Consider the following 18,261-nt stretch of genomic DNA (forward strand, 5'->3'; position numbering starts at 1 on the left):
AGTCAAAAATAGAAATTGGTCAACCAAAAATGCCACTTAAAGATGAAGGCCAAATGGCCTTCACCGATGATTATCTGACTGCGCGGATACGTTCTACCATACGGTAAAGCATTGGATCGCTTTTCTTAATATCGTCGTACATAGGTTTGACCGCTTCTTCAAACGATTTTTGATCCACATCGACGAATTGGACTCCAATTTTCTCTGCATTTTGGCGCTCTTTCTCCTCTGATTTTTCCCATAGTTTGGTCATATATTCCGAAGAGTGGGTTGCTGCATTGATGAGGATTTTTTGTTGTTCTGATGACAGCTTATTTAGCGATTTAGTAGAAATAACAAGAACGTCTGGCACCATAGTATGTTTATCCAGTGAGAAGTATCTGGCAACTTCACTGTGACGGCTCAGGCTAAAAGAGGGAATATTATTTTCTGCGGCATCGACGACACCCTGTTGTAGAGCAGTATACAGTTCGCCGTAAGCCAGCGGAGTTGGGTTACCACCTAAATTTTTCACCATTGAAATGGCGGTTGGGCTAGGTTGAACCCGAATTTTCATGCCTTTTAAATCATCAGGCGTGCGAATCGGTTTTTTGGCGTAGAAGCTACGCGCTCCGGCTTCATAGTAGGTTATGCCAATAAAGCCGCGGTTTTTGCTGGATGCCAGAATCTCTTTGCCAATCTCGCCGTTTTTAATTTTTTCGTAGTGGGCTTTATCTCGGAATAGATAAGGTAAGTTAAAAGCAGAATAAGCGGGCGAAAAAGCTTCCAGCTCTGCGGCATTGGATTTGACTAAATCCAGGGCACCATTTTGCATCAGTTCCATCGATTCCCGTTGGTTACCCAATTGTGCGTCTGGATAGATCCGAATACGAACATCACCATTCGTTTTTTGGCGAACTTCATCAGCAAACTGAGTCATTGCCTTGTGTACTGCATGATCGCGGTTATGGTTATGGCTGAGTTTTAATGTTGTTACTGCCATAACTTGTGACGCGCCTAAGGCAAATATCGCTCCGATTACAGTAGATAAAATACGCTTAGAATTGCTCATTGTTCGTTCTCCAATTGTTGTAAATAGGTTACGGGCACAACTGAACTGACGGTCAAACCATAAGCATCACTTTGGATTTCGTCAAAAAGTAAAAGCAATTTGGTTGACCAATATCACAAAATAATCGGCATAATTGGTGAACCAGTCAGATTGTGATCCCGCTCACTGGATGTTTTTTTGACCTGGATCTTATAATCCAAGCAACGTAAAGCTTCCTTTACTGATTTTGGTCAGACAGTTTGCCTATTTGGTCAATCAAATAGGGCATACGTTGAGGCCAATAAGGACAAAGCCCCGTGAAAAACCTTGTGTGTTGCCTCAATAAAGGTTTGGCATTTTTTACCGTCAGCCTTTCCGTTTTTTTGGTGTTTTGTGTCACATGGCAGGTGGTTTCCCGCTATGTGTTTGGTACGCCAAGTACGGTGACCGATGAACTCGCTCGTTATCTGTTTATGTGGGTTGCCATGATTGGCGCGGCATATACCACAGGTCAACATCGCCATTTAGCTATCGACCTGTTAACGATGAAACTTAAGGGAGTAGGCAAAAATAGTGTGGGTTTAGTGATCCAGGCCGCGATCGCCCTATTTGCTTCGATCGTGCTGGTGTATGGCGGATCGATGCTGGTGATCTCAACCCTTGAAACCGGGCAGATCACTCCTGCGCTAGGATTACCGATGGGATATGTCTATTTATGTCTGCCAATTAGCGGTGTTCTGATGGTTTGCTATGTGCTGGTAGACATTGTTGCGCTTATTCAGAATTTTTCAGGTAAAGACGCGGTTATTTCTGAAAATCAATAAAGTCACCAGGCAGAAGAGGATGGGCTTATGGATTGGCAAGTGGTTTTAGCGTTGTTCGGTAGTTTTGCCGTGTTGTTGGTACTGGGTATACCGGTATCCTTTGCGATTGGCTTGTCATCATTACTGGCAATTATGATGACTTTGCCACTGGAGGCGGCGATTACCGTGGTTGCGCAACGTATGGCAGTAGGTGTTGATAATTTCTCTTTACTGGCTATTCCATTCTTTATTCTGGCGGGAAATATTATGAATCAGGGAGGAATCGCTGCCCGCCTGATTAATCTGGCAAAAGTTATGGGCGGCCGTTTGCCCGGCTCTCTGGTGCACGTCAATATTATGGCGAATATGTTTTTCGGCGCGATTTCAGGTTCAGCGGTGGCATCGGCTGCGGCGGTCGGCGGAACGATGGCACCAATGCAGAAAAAAGAGGGTTACGAGCCGGAATACTCCGCCGCGGTAAACATTGCTTCCTGCCCTGCCGGTTTGTTGATCCCGCCAAGTAACACTTTGATTGTTTACTCACTGGTTTCTGGTGGTACATCAATTGCCGCACTGTTTTTGGCGGGTTATATTCCCGGCATTTTGATGGGCGTATCCTTGATGGTTGTGGCGGCAATTATTGCCAAACGCCGAGGTTATCCGGTATCTCCGAAGCCGACATGGAACGAGTTTTTTACCACATTGGTTCGCGCATTACCTTCTCTGATGCTGGTTGTGGTCATTATGGGGGGGATTATTGCCGGTATTTTTACCGCCACAGAAGCCTCGGCGATTGCTGTGCTATACAGCTTTGTATTGGCAGTATTGATTTATCGTGAAGTCAGTATCGCCAAGCTACCAAAAATCATTCTCGATTCTGCGGTAACCACTTCCATTGTTTTGTTGCTGGTTGGTGCATCAATGGGAATGTCTTGGGCAATGGCGAATGCGGATCTGCCCTATTTGATCGCTGATGCGCTAATGGCGGTTTCTGAAAACCCACTGGTTATTCTGCTGGTCATTAATATCATTCTGTTGCTGGTCGGAACTTTTATGGATATGACACCGGCGATTCTGATTTTTACGCCGATTTTCCTGCCAGTAGCGCAGAATATGGGCGTTGATCCGGTACATTTCGGTATCATTATGACCTTCAACCTGGCTATTGGTATTTGTACACCGCCGGTAGGGAGTGCGCTGTTTGTGGGTTGTTCTATCGGTGAGGTTAGCATTAATAAGGTATTGAAACCTTTAGTGCCCATGTATTGCGCTTTGGTTATCGCGTTGATGTTGGTGACCTTTATACCGCAACTGAGCTTGTGGTTGCCTCAAATGTTACTGAATTACTAAGCATTTAAGTAATCTGCGCCATTAGAAAGGAACTATTTTATGCTCCGTAATATAGCCAACAGCAAAATTAATCCCGCTATTTCTCTGCCTTTTTATGATCGTCAGAAGTTGGTTGCCCGTATTGTCCATCTGGGATGTGGTGCTTTTCACCGGGCACATCAGGCGGTTTTTACTCATCATATGTTGGAAAAAACGGGCAGTGATTGGGGAATTTGTGAAGTCAGTTTATTCTCCGGTCATCGGTTGATTCAGCAACTTAAAGGGCAGGAGTGCTTGTGTACCATTGCGGAGACAGGGGCAGAAAAAACCGAGTTAAAAATTATCGGCTCTATGATTGATGCCTTGCACCCTGAGTTTGTGGGTCAGCAAGGTATTCTGGAAACGATAGCGCAGCCGCAAGTGGCGATTATTTCTCTGACGATTACCGAAAAAGGGTATTGCATCGATGCAGCCAGCGGCAAGCTGGATGTGAATAATGCATTGATTCAACGGGATTTAGCTAACCCAACCGAACCAACATCTGCTATTGGTTACATTGTCGAGGCGCTCCGTCTGCGTTATGAACGTAATTTGCCGCCATTGACGGTGATGTCCTGCGATAATGTCAGAAAAAATGGCAAAGTTGCCCGTGAAGCGGTGGTGAGTTTTGCCCGTTTGCGTGATGAAAAGTTAGCCCAATGGATTGAACTGAATGTGACTTTTCCATGCACAATGGTTGACCGTATTGTTCCTGCGGCCACGCCAGAATCGTTGGAAGAGATAGCTGAACAGTTGGGGGTATATGATCCCTGTGCAGTCACCTGTGAGCCTTTCCGTCAGTGGGTGATTGAAGATAATTTTGCCAATGGCCGCCCAGACTGGGATATGGCAGGAGCCCAATTTGTTCAAGATGTGGTGCCTTTTGAAACCATGAAATTACGTATGCTAAACGGTAGCCACTCATTTCTAGCCTATCTGGGCTATTTGGCAGGATATGCGCATATTGCTGACGCAATGGCGAACTCCGATTATCGGCAAGCCGTCTTGGATTTGATGTTAAAAGAGCAGGTACCAACTCTGACAATGCCGACAGGCACCGATCTTTTTCAATATGCTCACCGGCTAATTGAGCGTTTCAGTAATCCTGGTCTTAAGCACCAGACTTGGCAGATAGCAATGGATGGCAGCCAGAAACTACCACAACGCATGTTTGATTCTGTCACTTATCATCTGGCAAACGGCAGCAATTATCACCGTTTGGCCTTGGGTATCGCCGGGTGGATGCGTTATGTCAGCGGAAAAGATGAACAAGGTAAATTAATTGATGTGCGCGATCCGCTAGTTGAACAATTTAAATCTATTTACCAGCAATATGGGTTATCTGTTGATGTAGTACCTGCGTTGTTGGCGATTTTTGGCAACCCATTATTAGCTGATTCACATTTTGTCCGGGCTGTCACCGAAGCTTATCAATTATTATTGGATTGCGGCGCTTGTCATGCGGTGGCTGCACTCGATTTAGCTGGCAGGAAAATGATATGAAAAATTTTATGGGTGACGATTTTCTGCTGAACAATGAAACTGCCCGTCAGCTATATCATGAACATGCCGCAAATATGCCGATTTATGATTATCACTGTCATCTTAATCCGCGTGAAATTGCTGAAAATCGCCAGTTTGATAACCTTGGTCAGATTTGGTTAGCAGGGGATCACTATAAATGGCGGGCTATGCGCTGTGCGGGTATTGATGAATCGCTGATCACAGGTAAGCAAGCCTGTGATTATGAAAAATATCAGGCATGGGCAAAAACAGTACCGTTGACGTTAGGCAATCCGCTTTATCACTGGACACATTTAGAATTACGTCGTCCATTTGGTATTACTGGGAAACTGTTCGGGTCGCAAACCGCTGATGAAATCTGGCATCAATGCAACGAAAAGCTGGCAACGCCGGCGTTTTCAGCTCGTAGCATTATGCAGCAAATGAATGTGCGTATGGTTGGAACCACGGATGATCCAGTGGATTCTCTGCAATATCACCGCCAAATTGCAACAGATAAGAGTTTCGATATTGAAGTATTACCAAGCTGGCGTCCTGATCGGGTATTTAAAATTGAGCTGGTGGGTTTCGTTGACTATATCAAACAGCTTGAGGCTGTAGCTGATGTATCGATCATTGCTTTTGCTGATGTGTTGAACGCGTTGGAGCGTCGCCTTGAGCATTTTGCCGCTCATGGCTGTCGGGCTGCTGATCACGGCATAGAAAATCTGCGCTATGCTCCTATTCCTAATGAAGCGGTATTAGATAGTATCCTGCAAAAACGGCTGGCAGGTGGCACTCTCTCTGAGCTTGAAATTGCGCAGTACACTACGGCGATTCTGGTATGGCTTGGCCGGCAATATGCCGCTCGTGGTTGGGTGATGCAAATGCATATCGGCGCTATTCGCAACAATAATAGCCGTATGTTCCGCTTACTCGGCGCGGATAGCGGTTTTGATTCCATTGGTGATAACAACATCGCTTGGCCGTTATCTCGCTTGTTGGACAGTATGGATGTAACGAATGAGTTGCCGAAAACGATTCTATACTGTCTGAATCCACGAGATAACGAAGTGATTGCTACGATGGCCGGTAACTTTCAAGGTGGCGGTATCGCCGGTAAAGTTCAGTTTGGTTCGGGCTGGTGGTTCAATGATCAGAAAGATGGCATGTTGCGTCAGCTTGAACAACTTTCCCAACTGGGGCTGCTGAGTCAATTTGTTGGTATGTTGACCGATTCTCGCAGCTTTCTTTCATACACCCGACATGAATATTTTCGTCGTATTCTGTGTAATTTGTTAGGGCAATGGGCAGAAAAGGGAGAAATTCCTAATGACAAAGCCATGTTAGGGCAGATGGTTGAAGATATTTGCTTTAATAACGCTCGCCGTTATTTTGCCTTGCCGGGAGAAAATCCATGAAGCAGATTGCACTCCTTGGTGAATGTATGATTGAACTTAATGGCCCCCCTTTCGCTGCCATGCATCAGGCTTTTGGTGGTGATGCCCTGAATAGTGCGGTTTATTTAGCACGCGCAAGCCGACAGAAGATTGCTGTTCATTTTGTGACTGCGTTGGGGATGGATTCCCTCAGTGAAGGAATGATTAAACGTTGGCAAGACGAGGGTATTCATACCCGTCTGGTTTTGCGTGATCCAGCTCATCAGCCGGGGTTGTATTTGATTCAACTTGATGAACAGGGAGAACGGACCTTTCTGTATTGGCGTAATGATTCCGCTGCCCGTTATATGGTGCGCCATCCTGATTTTTCTTTTGTCACTCAAGCGTTGCAACAAATGGATGCTGTTTACCTCAGTGGTATCAGCCTGGCTATCTTGCCTGTCGATGATCGAGAAAAATTACTAAACTTGCTGGCTGAACTGGCGGCACAAGGAAAAATCATCGTTTTCGACAGTAATTACCGCCCGGCATTGTGGGAAAGTGTGGCGGAAACCCAGAGCTGTTATCAGAAATTACTCGCCTTTACCTCACTGGCACTGGTGACCGATGACGATGAATGCAAGCTGTGGGGTGATAAATCGGTTACAGCAACCATGATTCGCCTTAAACAAGCAGGAGTTAAAGAAGCCGTGATTAAAGCAGGGGCTGCCGGTTGTTGTTATCAGCATTTGGTACAGGATACTCCGATTGAGCTGATCCCAACGACACCGGTTATTAACGTGGTCGATACTACGGCGGCGGGAGACGCCTTTAATGCCGGGTTTTTGGCAGGATTTCTGACAGATTACCCGATACAACAAGCGGCAATCATGGGGCATCGTCTGGCTGGTAGCGTTATTCAGCATAAAGGGGCGATTATTCCAATCAGTGCAACTCAAGCAGTGACTGACGGTTTCTTTTAACAGCAGAGGAAAAATCGATGAAACAGATGATTGAGCAGTTACGCCAGTTAAAAATTGTACCTGTGATTACGGTTGAGCGTACGGAAGACATTATTCCGCTAGGCAAGGTACTCGCTGATAATGGCTTGCCGGTAGCGGAAATTACTTTCCGTTCCTCGGTAGCGGCAGAAGCGATTCGTCTACTAAAAGAGACTCTGCCGGATATGCTGATTGGCGCAGGAACCGTCCTGAATCGTGAACAGGTGGTTGCTGCAAAACAGGCTGGTGCCGATTTTATGGTTTCACCGGGTTTTAATCCAAATACGGTCAAAGCCTGTCAACAATTGAATATTCCTATTATTCCGGGTGTGAATAATCCGAGTGCGATTGAAGGTGCAATGGAGTTGGGGTTAAAACTACTGAAATTCTTTCCGGCAGAACCTTCCGGCGGTTTGCCAATGATTAAAGCGATATTAGCACCTTATACTGAATTGCAAATTATGCCGACTGGGGGAATCGGACCAAACAATATCCGCGATTATCTTGCTGTACCGCGCATTGTAGCGTGTGGTGGTTCATGGATGGTCAGTAAAACGCTGGTGGATAGCCGAAATTGGCAGGAAATTGGTCGTTTGACTCGCGAGGCGGTGGATTTGGTGAATACTTAAGGAATAGTGGTTCTTGTATTGGGATAAAATATTATTCCGACAATAATACCAAAGGGAAGAAAGGGTTTAGTAAAAATTCTTTTTGGTATTTAATAGTTTTCAACTTTAATTAAATAATGGTATTTGAACTTCTAATGACCTGTTATTTAATTATTTGGTAAACTTTATCGGGTAGAAACAGGGCAAGCGAGTAGTAAGGAAATCATTTGATGAGTGTAATTTTGCAGAAACTACTTGATCTTCAGACATTGGTAGAAACTAGTGAAGTTGAATTTAAACTGGCCAATGGCAGGGATGGTAAAGGTGAATTACCTCGTGATTTTTGGCCAAGTTACAGCGCTATGGCAAACAGCGGTGGAGGTTGGGTTATTCTAGGTGTGAAAGAAAAAAAGGGTAAATTCACTCCAGTTGGTATTGAAAATATAGAAAAAATAAAATCTGATTTGTTTAATACTGTCAATAACCCATCTATGGTTAGTATTAACTTGCTAACTGACAGTAGTGTCCAATCCATAAAACTGCAAGGAAAAGATGTTGTCGCTGTTCGCATTCCTGCTGCACTGCGTAAACAAAAACCCGTGTTCATAAAAGGTGATCCCTTAAAAGGCACTTATCAGAGAAGAAATGAGAGTGATCAGCTTTGTGATGCTGAAACTGTAAAACGTTGGTTGGCAGAGCAGGTTGAAGATGAGCGTGATGCTCGTATTTTAACGGGTTTCGATATAACCGACCTTAGTATGGATAGCCTAAAGACTTTCCGACAGTTACTTGCTAGCGCAAAACCAAATCATCCTTATTTGGAACATGAGCTCCCTGAATTTCTGCGTTTAATACGAGCATGGCGTAAAGATCGAGTAACCGGACAAGAGGGGTTAACACTTGCTGGGATTCTGATGTTTGGTAACTGGGATGCCATTATGGAAGCGGCTCCACATTACTTCGTGGATTATCAGGAGCGGCCAGAAGCTAAAACTGAGTTACGTTGGATTGATCGTATCTATCCGGATGGCACATGGTCTGGGAATTTGTTTGATTTTTATCGTAAGGTTTACTGGAAACTGATAACTGACCTTAAAATTCCTTTTGGAGTCCAGCATGGTCAGCGTCAAGATGATACTCTGGTTCATATCGCGTTACGTGAGGCATTGGTCAACACATTAGTGCATGCAGATTTTACAGGAAGAGTATCTATATTAGTTGTAAAACGACCGGATATGTTTGGATTCCGTAATCCAGGGTTAATGAGAGTGCCAGTTGAATCTGCAATTAAAGGTGGAGATAGTGATTGCCGGAACAGGATCATGCATCAAATGTTTTTGCTAATTGGATTAGGAGAAAGGGCGGGGTCAGGGTTACCCAAAATATATAGTGGCTGGTCTTCTGCTGACTGGCGTCGGCCTAATTTACATGAACGTCAGATACCAGAGCAAACTTTACTAGAGTTACCAACTGTTAGTTTGATACCTGAAAATATCTTAATGCAATTGAAACTTAAGTTTGGGGCTAAATTTGAACAACTAGAAAACCTTGATCGAATGATTTTAGCCACAGTGGCTGTAGAAGGATGGATTAATCATCAGCGGGCTTGTGAACTAACAACGTTACATTCCCGAGAAGTTACTTTGGCTTTGCCCCGTCTTGAGCATAAAGGATTTTTAGTTTCATCAGGTGAAAAACGGAATAAATCTTACACGTTACCGGGTATGTCGTTACCGGATCCAGAAGAGCTTTTCTCCGTTGGGGCAGTGAATAGTATTAGTAACATGGACTTACCTCATAAGGAGACTAGCTTGCCTCATAAGGAATCTAGCTTGCCTCATAAGGAGACTAGCTTGCCTCATAAGGAATCTAGCTTGCCTCATAAGGAGACTAGCTTGCCTCATAAGGAATCTAGCTTGCCTCATAAGGAGACTAGCTTGCCTCATACAGTTCCAGAAACTCAAACCCATCGGGATACGTTAGGGCGTCTTACTCCTTTATCGTTCAGCTTGCCGTTTATTGATGGCTTAGAGTACATCACTCTGGATTTGAGAAAGAAATTGGAGGAAATTGCTAAACCGGCTTATGAAAATCGACGATTAGAGCCAGAGAAGATGCAACTAATTATCATGAAACTTTGCCAGTTCCATTATATCCGTATTGATGTGTTAAGCATTCTATTAAATCGTTCAGCAAAGAATCTCAGGCAACGCCATATAAGACCATTGCTTGATAAGCAATCCTTGATGATGGCATTTCCGCAAACACCAAGTCATCCCAATCAAGGATATACTGTCAGAACTCTATCGCAGGATTGATACCTTATTACCAGGGATTTGGTAAGGACGAAAAAATATAATAAGGATGAATATATCTATGTCACTCTTTCTCTTATTAGAAGATAAGAATGAATCTGAGTCATGTACAGAAAAACCATGATATTTTAAGAAGTTAATGATATTAAAAAAAGCACTTTTGATTGTCCGATGATTTGAGCTGTTAATATAAGAATCATCATATACTATAGATAATATGTTGCCTTTCATTGAATTATCCTTGCTTAAATAGAGTGTTATCCAATAATAATATATTGGCGTATACATAAACGTAGTCATATTTTAAGAAATTAACTAATAATCATCCCGATAAACATTGCTACACCAAATAATAATAATGATGCACTAGTTACAGATTCAACAATTAATTGTGCGTTTTTATTAAATAAAACATACTGTATATAAGACAATCCATAAATAAATACCACCCACCAAAGTATACCAATCAATATATCTATTAATCTCAGGATGATAACTTGATTTAAAGCTGGGTGTGATGGATCAATGAATTGAGGAAGAATACTTATAAAGAAAATAGCCACTTTGGGATTAAATATATTGGCTAAAAGCCCGGTAATAAATAGATTGCTATTCTTTTGTATTATATTTACGCTTTGATTTCCAATGATTTGTTTTTTTTGACTGTTAAAAGCGTCTTTTAATCCGGAATAACTTAAATATATTAAATATAAGGCACCGAGGGTTTGTAACATATTAAATGCAGTTTTTGATGTTGCTAGAATTAAAGTTGCGCCTAATGATCCTAGGATCAAATGAAAAACAAGACCTGCTTGTACGCCAATTGCCGTTACTATCCCATTTTTTCTGCACTTAAATGTCCCTTTGCTGATAATAGCCCAGTCTGGGCCTGGTGTTATATAGGATAAAACAACCAGAAGAAGATAGAAATAAAGTAGGTCGAGGTTCATGGTTTTATACTCTGCAATGAGTCGTTACTTGGACAAAATCAGCAGATTCACCGATCTTTATTTCAACATTTACGTCTTTGACTTCATTAATATTATTTATATGCGTACCTCCGCATGGAATAGTGACTACTCTAGAGTCAATTGTAGATTTCCATAATCTGGTGTCATTAATCCCTTTTGATTTATATTCAATAGTTATTTCCGCACCCTGAGATAACCAATTGTTGAGTGTGTTATTAACTTCTCTATTAATTTTATCCAGATTTTCAATTAGTATATTTTTATCAAATCCTTTCTTTTTGATCGATTTACCAAAGCGATAAATATCAACGGATTTAAGTTCTGTAATAGAAGATTGGTAAATGGCAGCTTTATCTAAATTATAATTTCCTAAATCATCGGTATCGTATACTTTGGACCATATATGATGAGTTGCTTTATTTAAAGCAAGGGACATAAAGTGGGCCATAGAGTGTGCAGCACTTACCTTATACCTTATTTCATCGTTCACAGATAGAGTTACCGTTTTCCCTACGAGATCTCTTTCAGAAATTCCGTGTAAATCAGGTAAGTAGTGTGCTGGCATAATTTTATCTGGCGACGTTGTTTGTTTCGTTATTTCTTGATCTATATATACATGACCATCAATAAGACCAGCGGTGTAAACTTTTGTCACAGCAAGTTCTTTATCGCCTATTGAAATTATTCCATTATCATGTAGTTGGTCTGGCCACTTATAGTTCTTTGGGTAGAATGGACTATCTTGGGTTATCAAAAGGGTGCCATCTTCGTATCTCATAACCGCGATAATGTTGGATTCTAACGTCAGGGTCCCCAGCATAAATGAAGCTTCTGCTTTTAATAGTTGATCAATATTTATATCAGTGGTCATGTAATATCTCGCTAATTATAATTTTTTGATACCTATTACTACAGGGTATTTTGTTAATGTAATTTTTGCCAATCAAAACACCCTATAATCTTATATCATATTACTATTCGTTTTAAACGTTATAGGTAATCTTTCTTGCTGACTATCAGAATTGGATAAATAAGATCAATATGTGTATAGTCAACTTATTTATAGGATACTTAGAGCATCGTTGCAAGTAGAAAAGTTGGAATGTTTTTATGTTTTACCTACATAATCAATGGCGATTTTAAGGATAAAATCTGTTTTTTAACTGTCGCGGTAATTTTTTTAGTTTAAAAATAGATAGTTAAGCTGATAAAGTATATGGGACAGGAGGAAATAAAGTATGGTTGCTATGGTAGAAATTAATATAAATTTACGGGAAGAAACGATTAAAAAGATTGAAATTGTAGAGAAATGTTCTCCTGATAAGTCACGTGCTACACAGAGCCGAAGAGAGATAGATACTTATCTTGATGCTAATATTCCAGAACGGAATAATAGCGTTTTTGGTTTATGGGGGGATAAAAAGTTGGATGGATTGGAATATCAAGGTAAGTTACGCGAAGAATGGTAATGATTGTTTTATTTTTATTTTTTTCTTTAATGACAAAAATATAATTTATTAGTAATAAAGTTCCTATTTTGTTTTTAGTAAATGATTGGGGGTATTTAAATAACAAAATTATATTTATCTATCTGATATCTGTAATTACAATTAAGTTGAGCGTAAATAGGTAAAAAAATAGGCACAATATGTAATTTTGCGCCTAAGTTTATATTAACTATCTTTATGTTGATTTAATCTTAACTCACAATGGCTTAGCATTCTCCGCCAACCATGCTGCAATGCGTTGCTTCTGTTCTTCTTTCAGCCACATACCCAATTTGGTACGGCGCCAGATTGCGTCATCCAGTTCAACAACCCATTCATTATCGACCAGATAACGAAGCTCTGCTTCATACAGGCCGTGACCGAAGGATTCACCTAGATCGGTCAGATTATTAGCACCTTGCAAAATCAGTTCGCTGTTGCTGCCGTAAGTACGCGCATAACGTACAGCAACACCTTCCGGCAACCAGTTGTAACGTTTACGCAGTAAACGGGCATAACCATCACGATCGCACCCTTCCAGATTACCCCCCGGTAACTGACCATTTTTGGTCCAGGCTTTTCCGGCATTGGGATAGTATTGCATGAGCTTCTCGGTTGCGTGTTCTGCCAGCTTACGGTAAGTGGTTAACTTACCACCAAACACAGACAGTAATGGCGCTTTGCCGTGTTCATCATGAATATCAAGGGTATAGTCGCGCGTAATGGCTTGAGGTGAGTCGGATTCATCATCGCACAGTGGACGTACGCCAGAATAGGTCCAGACGATATCGTCACGGCTAAGTTGTTTCTTGAAGTGATCGTTATAAACTCTCAGCAGATAATTAATCTCCTGATCGTCAATCTTCGCTTCTTTTGGATCACCTTGATATTCCACATCGGTGGTTCCAATAATGGAAAATTCGTCCATCCAAGGAATAACAAATACGATACGATGATCTTCATTTTGCAGAATATAAGCTTGCGGCTCATCATGCACTCTTGGTACTACAATATGGCTGCCTTTGATCAGGCGAATACCATAAGGTGATTTCAATTTCAGACCATCGTCAAAGAATTCTTTAACCCAAGGGCCGGTAGCATTAACCAGACCTTTTGCACGCCAAGTATAGGTCTTACCTGTACGCAGATCTTCGGCTTCAACCATCCAACCATCTTGTTCGCGCCATGCTCGGGTCACTTTTGTTCGGGTACGGACTTCCCCGCCATGTTTTTTAACTTCCTGAGCGTTAAGGACAACTAAACGAGCATCATCAACCCAGCAATCAGAATATTCGAAGCCGCGGACCAATTCTGGTTTCAGAACAGAATTGGCACCGAATTTTAGCCCTTTACTGCTAGGCAGGCTGACACGTTTGCCCAAATTGTCATAGAGGAACAGGCCAATACGGATCATCCATGCTGGACGCAGATGTGGCTGATGTGGCAGGCGGAAACGCATCGGAAAAGCGATGTGTGGTGCGAGGTTCAGTAAAACTTCACGTTCTGCCAGCGCTTCGCTGACCAAACGGAATTCATAATGTTCCAGATAGCGTAAGCCGCCGTGGATCAGTTTTGAACTAGCGGATGACGTGGCTTTGGCTAAATCTTGTGCTTCCAGCAACAGAACAGAGAGCCCCCGGCCAGCAGCATCTGCCGCAATCCCGGCACCGTTGATCCCGCCACCGATTACAATCAAGTCTTTAGTTTCCATGCATCCCCCTAAAATGTTCGAAACAGTTCTTTAATGCTCGTTTTCGCTCACAATTGTAATCAGAAATCGATCAATAGCCAACTATTTGTTAAGAAAAAACATGTTCACGTGATATAGATAACAAATGTTGTTATATCCATATAATTCACATGGTATTAATAAAGAAGCTTAATTGTGGCGCGATAAGAGGAGATAGGGGATAGTGCTATCCCCGAATATAGAGAAAATTCTTAGCAGAGTTCGAGCTGTACGCTATGTTGCTCAATGACTTTATGGATGCTTGGCGGGGGAAGTTGGTCAGTAAATAGGTGATCAATGAGGTTCATATTACCTAGATTGACCATAGCATTGCGGCCAAATTTAGAATGATCAGTGACTAACATAACGCAACGAGAGTTTTCGATAATTGCGCGTTTTATGCGTACTTCATGGTAATCAAATTCCAGTAGTGAGCCATCCATGTCAATGCCACTGATGCCGAGAATGCCGTAATCAAGCCGAAACTGGGAGATAAAATCCAGAGTGGCTTCACCGATAATTCCGCCGTCACGGGAACGAATCTCCCCTCCCGCCAGGATTAAACGGAAGTCTTCTTTTGTCATCAACAGGGTAGCGACATTGAGGTTGTTAGTAACAATCCGCAAATCTTTATGATTTAGCAGTGCGTGAGCGACAGCCTCTGGTGTCGTGCCAATATCAATAAACAGCGTTGCGCCATCCGGGATATGGCTAGCAACACGTTGCGCAATACGTGCTTTCTCTTCTGACCACATGATCTTGCGGTCATGATAGGCAGTATTAACCGAACTTGATGGCAATGCGGCTCCGCCGTGATGCCGCTGTATTTTGTTTTTATCTGCCAAGTCGTTCAAATCACGGCGGATAGTCTGGGGGCTGACATTAAAGTGTTCAACCAACTCTTCAGTGCTGACGTAGCCCTGAAGGCGTACCAGCTCAACTATTGCATCATGCCGTTGAGTTTGCTTCACGATAGTCCTCTAAGTGTCTAAAAATGTCGGTTATTATTTTTGAATGTGTGACGGTTATCCCACAACGCCATTAGTAAACCGATAATTAAACCGGAGAAATGGGCGGCGTTGGCAATGGCTAGTCCGAATGCATCGAAGTATCCAACAATCAGCCAGAAAATCGAAAAAGCCATCAAACCACGGGGAATGCCAATACCCTGTTCGGGTGCTCGCTCACCGGTTAGCCAGACATAACCAATTAAAGCGTAAACAACCCCAGAAAGGCCGCCAAAATGAGAACCACTGAATAATGATTGTCCCCAACCGCTAAAAACAGCGGAAACAATCATAATAACAAATAGTTTTCCTGTACCGAGGTGCTTTTCTGTTTGCCCGCCAAGATACCACCACCACATGAGATTAAAGATGATATGCAATAGTGAGAAGTGCAGTAAGCCGTGGGTGACCCAACGCCATAGCTCCATATGTTGGCTATCGTCAGGCCAGGCCAGCCAGGACATCACCTGATAATCGCCGGCAAATTGCATCCAGAGATAAACCACGATATTTAGGAGCAAAACCGTAATAGTTAACGGGCCAGCCTGACGACTTAAATATTGCCAATTCAGATTATTGTGGTACTTCAATGGGTGATTCACATCGCCAGATTGCCAACTGGCCGCTTGATAACGTTCATTTAGCGGATCGCGAGTAAATTGCTCCAGCTCTTGCTGGACCATAGTCAGTTTAGTGTCATCTTCTAGCCATAGTTCGACGTGTTGCCCATCGTGACCGGGGCGCATCGTGAGATGGACCTGATGGGTTGCCATATAATCGATAAAGGCTTGCGCTAGACGCGGGTTTGAAATAGCGATTACGCGGATCATGAGATGTGTTATGCCGGATTATGTAAGGAGTCAACAGCGTGAGGATAGTCTCTGCGCCAGGCTTCAAAGCCGCCATTAATGCTGTAGACAGTTTCAAAACCGATATTTAATAAATACTGAGCGGCACTCTGGCTGCTATGACCGTGATAACACATGACCATAACCGGCTGCTCAAAATTGGCCTGTGACATAAATTCATTCAACGTGTCATTAGTCAAATGAAAAGAGCCACACGCATGACCTGTCCGGAAACTCTGTGGATCACGGATATCCACCATAGTAGCGGATTTATTCTGCCAGTGTTGATAAGCCTGCTCAGGGCTGATAGTTTGAAAATGTTCCATATATATTTTGACTTGCTCTTTAGAACTTAGAGATTATCCAATTAGGTTATTATTGTAATAATGTTTTCCCGACGATTATCCGAGCGGGAAAATTTGTTATCAGTAATACGTTATTAGTAATACATTATTAGTAATAAGAGTGTTCACCGCGCTGGTGTTCAGTTAAGTCTTTCACCCCTTTTAGTTCTGGGAACATGTTCAGCAACTCTTTTTCAATCCCTTCTTTCAGAGTGACATCAACCATTGAACAGCCATTACAACCGCCGCCGAATTGAAGGATAGCGAAACCATTATCAGTGATTTCCATCAGGCTGACGCGGCCGCCGTGACCGGCTAGTTGTGGATTAATTTGTGATTGCAAAACATATTCCACACGTTCGACAAGTGGGGCGTCGTCAGAAACTTTACGCATTTTGGCGTTAGGGGCTTTTAATGTTAGCTGAGAGCCTAACTGATCGGTGACAAAATCAATTTCAGCTTCTTCAAGGAAGGGGGCGCTTAGTTCATCGATGTAAGCTGACAGTTGATCAAATTTCAGTTCAGTATCTGTTGCTTCAACAGCATCTGGCGGGCAGTAAGATACGCCACACTCAGCGGTAGGTGTACCTGGATTGATGACAAATACGCGAATTTGTGTACCTGGTTCTTGGTTTGCCAGTAATTTGGTAAAATGAGCTTGCGCTGCTTCAGTAATATTAATCATATCATTTGCTCAATAGTTGACTGCTGTAGTTGGTTATAATACGCCCATTTTCGTATTGACTACAAGGTTCGGCAGATCGCCCAAACCTGCACTGAACGGGCACCAGCACGAATTAACAAACGGGAAATTTCAGTCATGGTCGCACCAGTGGTAATCACATCATCAAGTATGGCGATATGTTGCCCTGCGACTGGGCCACAAAGCTGAAATGCTTTCCTGAGATTAATTTTACGCCGTGCTGCCGATAAATTTCTTTGTGGTAGTGTAGCATGCGTCCGCTGTAGAAAGCTTTGCTGGTAATCGCATTGTAGCCATTCTGATAACTGCTTTGCCATTAATACACTTTGATCAAATCCCCGTTTCCATCGCCGGTGACGGTGCAGTGGCACACTGAGTAGAATGTTGGGTTTATACCATCGCCCATCGCGGTAGCCCTGTTGCCAATGCAGTAGAAACAGACGCGCCAGAACTGACGCAAGTTGTGGGGTGCGGTGATATTTATAGCGACGAATCAGGCCGCTCAGTGGTGGGCAATAGTCGGTAATCGCTATCATATTCTCCCATAGAGGCGGTTTTTTGAGGCAGCGTCCACAAGGCAGTGAAGGGAATTCTGAGGGTAGAGCGCAGCACGGGCACATGTTTGTCAAACGTTTCAACCGCTTGTTGCAAAGGCTGCATATTCCATGATGCGGCAACCAAAGAGGCTGATGGCATAGCCAACAGTACCCAACCATTGTTAGCATAGATTTCTTCCTTGATGGCAAATAAAGTTGAGAATAACAATGGCTGATCTATTTTGGCAGACTTCTGATGAAGGTTCGCGTGATCTTGTGTTGCTGCACGGATGGGGGTTGAATGCGGAAGTTTGGCGTTCCATTGAAATGCGATGTGCTCCGCATTTTCGTTTACATCGCCAAAGAAGGCAAGACGATCTAATTAAAAAAACGACATATTTTTGCGTACTACATCGCCGTTAATGCAACAAGACTAGGCTGTGTCCCTTAATATCAATTAATAGTATTATTATCTGATTGATTTCGATGCAGGAACAAAATGGTGGCACGTTACGACATTTCTGATGATGCTTGGATATTGATAGAATCTTGTTTGCCCCCTGTACGTTCAGGGCAGGCAGGACGTCCACATGTTGAACACCGCAGTGTGATGAATGGGATGTTCTGGG

17 protein-coding genes and 1 pseudogene are annotated in these 18,261 nt (G+C 42.8%); 9 read left to right on the top strand and 9 right to left on the bottom strand.

Annotated features, from left to right (window positions below; translation table 11 throughout):
• Positions 1-70: 70 nt before the first annotated feature.
• Positions 71-1,051 (bottom strand): TRAP transporter substrate-binding protein, encoded by a 981-nt coding sequence (locus EAE91_RS20500; RefSeq protein ID WP_214090108.1) that lies wholly within the window; start codon positions 1,049-1,051, stop codon positions 71-73.
• A 296-nt stretch (positions 1,052-1,347) separates the two neighbouring features.
• Between EAE91_RS20500 and EAE91_RS20505 the strand changes: the two genes are divergently transcribed.
• The 7 genes from EAE91_RS20505 (at position 1,348) to EAE91_RS20535 (ending at position 10,010) form a co-directional block, all read left to right on the top strand.
• On the top strand, positions 1,348-1,854 hold the full coding sequence (locus tag EAE91_RS20505; RefSeq protein WP_214090109.1) for a TRAP transporter small permease: 507 nt from the start codon (positions 1,348-1,350) through the stop codon (positions 1,852-1,854).
• Between the two features lie 27 nt (positions 1,855-1,881).
• Positions 1,882-3,183: a TRAP transporter large permease gene (locus EAE91_RS20510; RefSeq protein WP_214090110.1), complete on the top strand. Its 1,302-nt coding sequence runs from the start codon at positions 1,882-1,884 to the stop codon at positions 3,181-3,183.
• 39 nt (positions 3,184-3,222) lie between these two features.
• Entirely contained in the window at positions 3,223-4,704 is a 1,482-nt protein-coding gene (locus EAE91_RS20515) for a fructuronate reductase (RefSeq protein ID WP_214090111.1), read from the top strand.
• Positions 4,701-6,125, top strand: a complete 1,425-nt coding sequence (uxaC, locus tag EAE91_RS20520; protein ID WP_214090112.1) for a glucuronate isomerase — start codon at positions 4,701-4,703, stop codon at positions 6,123-6,125. The genes EAE91_RS20515 and uxaC overlap by 4 nt, the downstream gene beginning before the upstream one ends.
• Entirely contained in the window at positions 6,122-7,066 is a 945-nt protein-coding gene (locus tag EAE91_RS20525; protein WP_214090113.1) for a sugar kinase, read from the top strand. The genes uxaC and EAE91_RS20525 overlap by 4 nt, the downstream gene beginning before the upstream one ends.
• A gap of 17 nt (positions 7,067-7,083) precedes the next feature.
• Positions 7,084-7,713: a bifunctional 4-hydroxy-2-oxoglutarate aldolase/2-dehydro-3-deoxy-phosphogluconate aldolase gene (locus tag EAE91_RS20530; protein WP_214090114.1), complete on the top strand. Its 630-nt coding sequence runs from the start codon at positions 7,084-7,086 to the stop codon at positions 7,711-7,713.
• Between the two features lie 209 nt (positions 7,714-7,922).
• Complete coding sequence (locus tag EAE91_RS20535) at positions 7,923-10,010, top strand: RNA-binding domain-containing protein (RefSeq protein WP_214090115.1); 2,088 nt, start codon at positions 7,923-7,925, stop codon at positions 10,008-10,010.
• A gap of 308 nt (positions 10,011-10,318) precedes the next feature.
• Here the strand turns inward: EAE91_RS20535 and EAE91_RS20540 are convergent, their stop codons facing one another.
• Together EAE91_RS20540 and EAE91_RS20545 are read right to left on the bottom strand one after the other, a co-directional pair.
• Entirely contained in the window at positions 10,319-10,957 is a 639-nt protein-coding gene (locus tag EAE91_RS20540) for a LysE family translocator (RefSeq protein WP_214090116.1), read from the bottom strand.
• A gap of 4 nt (positions 10,958-10,961) precedes the next feature.
• A complete protein-coding gene (locus EAE91_RS20545) occupies positions 10,962-11,849 on the bottom strand; it encodes an alanyl-tRNA editing protein (RefSeq protein WP_214090117.1) in 888 nt (295 codons plus the stop codon).
• A 367-nt stretch (positions 11,850-12,216) separates the two neighbouring features.
• On the opposite strand from EAE91_RS20545, the gene EAE91_RS20550 reads away from it, so the two are divergent.
• Positions 12,217-12,447, top strand: a complete 231-nt coding sequence (locus EAE91_RS20550) for a hypothetical protein (protein WP_214052130.1) — start codon at positions 12,217-12,219, stop codon at positions 12,445-12,447.
• Between the two features lie 235 nt (positions 12,448-12,682).
• Here the strand turns inward: EAE91_RS20550 and glpD are convergent, their stop codons facing one another.
• The 6 genes from glpD to gntX all read right to left on the bottom strand — a co-directional run bounded on the left by glpD (position 12,683) and on the right by gntX (position 17,821).
• On the bottom strand, positions 12,683-14,176 hold the full coding sequence (gene glpD / locus EAE91_RS20555; protein ID WP_214090118.1) for a glycerol-3-phosphate dehydrogenase: 1,494 nt from the start codon (positions 14,174-14,176) through the stop codon (positions 12,683-12,685).
• Positions 14,177-14,406: 230 nt separating this feature from the next.
• Positions 14,407-15,165, bottom strand: a complete 759-nt coding sequence (locus EAE91_RS20560; RefSeq protein ID WP_214090119.1) for a DeoR/GlpR family transcriptional regulator — start codon at positions 15,163-15,165, stop codon at positions 14,407-14,409.
• A 17-nt stretch (positions 15,166-15,182) separates the two neighbouring features.
• The gene (gene glpG, locus EAE91_RS20565) at positions 15,183-16,031 is read right to left on the bottom strand and encodes a rhomboid family intramembrane serine protease GlpG (RefSeq protein WP_214090120.1); all 849 of its coding nucleotides are present in this window, start codon (positions 16,029-16,031) and stop codon (positions 15,183-15,185) included.
• Between the two features lie 8 nt (positions 16,032-16,039).
• Complete coding sequence (glpE, locus tag EAE91_RS20570; protein ID WP_214090121.1) at positions 16,040-16,375, bottom strand: thiosulfate sulfurtransferase GlpE; 336 nt, start codon at positions 16,373-16,375, stop codon at positions 16,040-16,042.
• 127 nt (positions 16,376-16,502) lie between these two features.
• Positions 16,503-17,078, bottom strand: a complete 576-nt coding sequence (gene nfuA, locus EAE91_RS20575) for a Fe-S biogenesis protein NfuA (RefSeq protein ID WP_214090122.1) — start codon at positions 17,076-17,078, stop codon at positions 16,503-16,505.
• Positions 17,079-17,137: 59 nt separating this feature from the next.
• Positions 17,138-17,821, bottom strand: coding sequence for a DNA utilization protein GntX (gene gntX, locus EAE91_RS20580; protein WP_214090123.1), 684 nt, complete (start codon positions 17,819-17,821; stop codon positions 17,138-17,140).
• Positions 17,822-17,860: 39 nt separating this feature from the next.
• Here gntX and EAE91_RS24365 point away from each other — a divergent pair.
• Positions 17,861-17,989, top strand: a pseudogene (locus tag EAE91_RS24365) (pimeloyl-ACP methyl ester esterase BioH); the annotation flags it as partial.
• Between the last annotated feature and the right edge of the window lie 272 nt (positions 17,990-18,261).

It is taken from the genome of Photorhabdus noenieputensis, from assembly GCF_018448935.1.
Taxonomy (GTDB): domain Bacteria; phylum Pseudomonadota; class Gammaproteobacteria; order Enterobacterales; family Enterobacteriaceae; genus Photorhabdus; species Photorhabdus noenieputensis.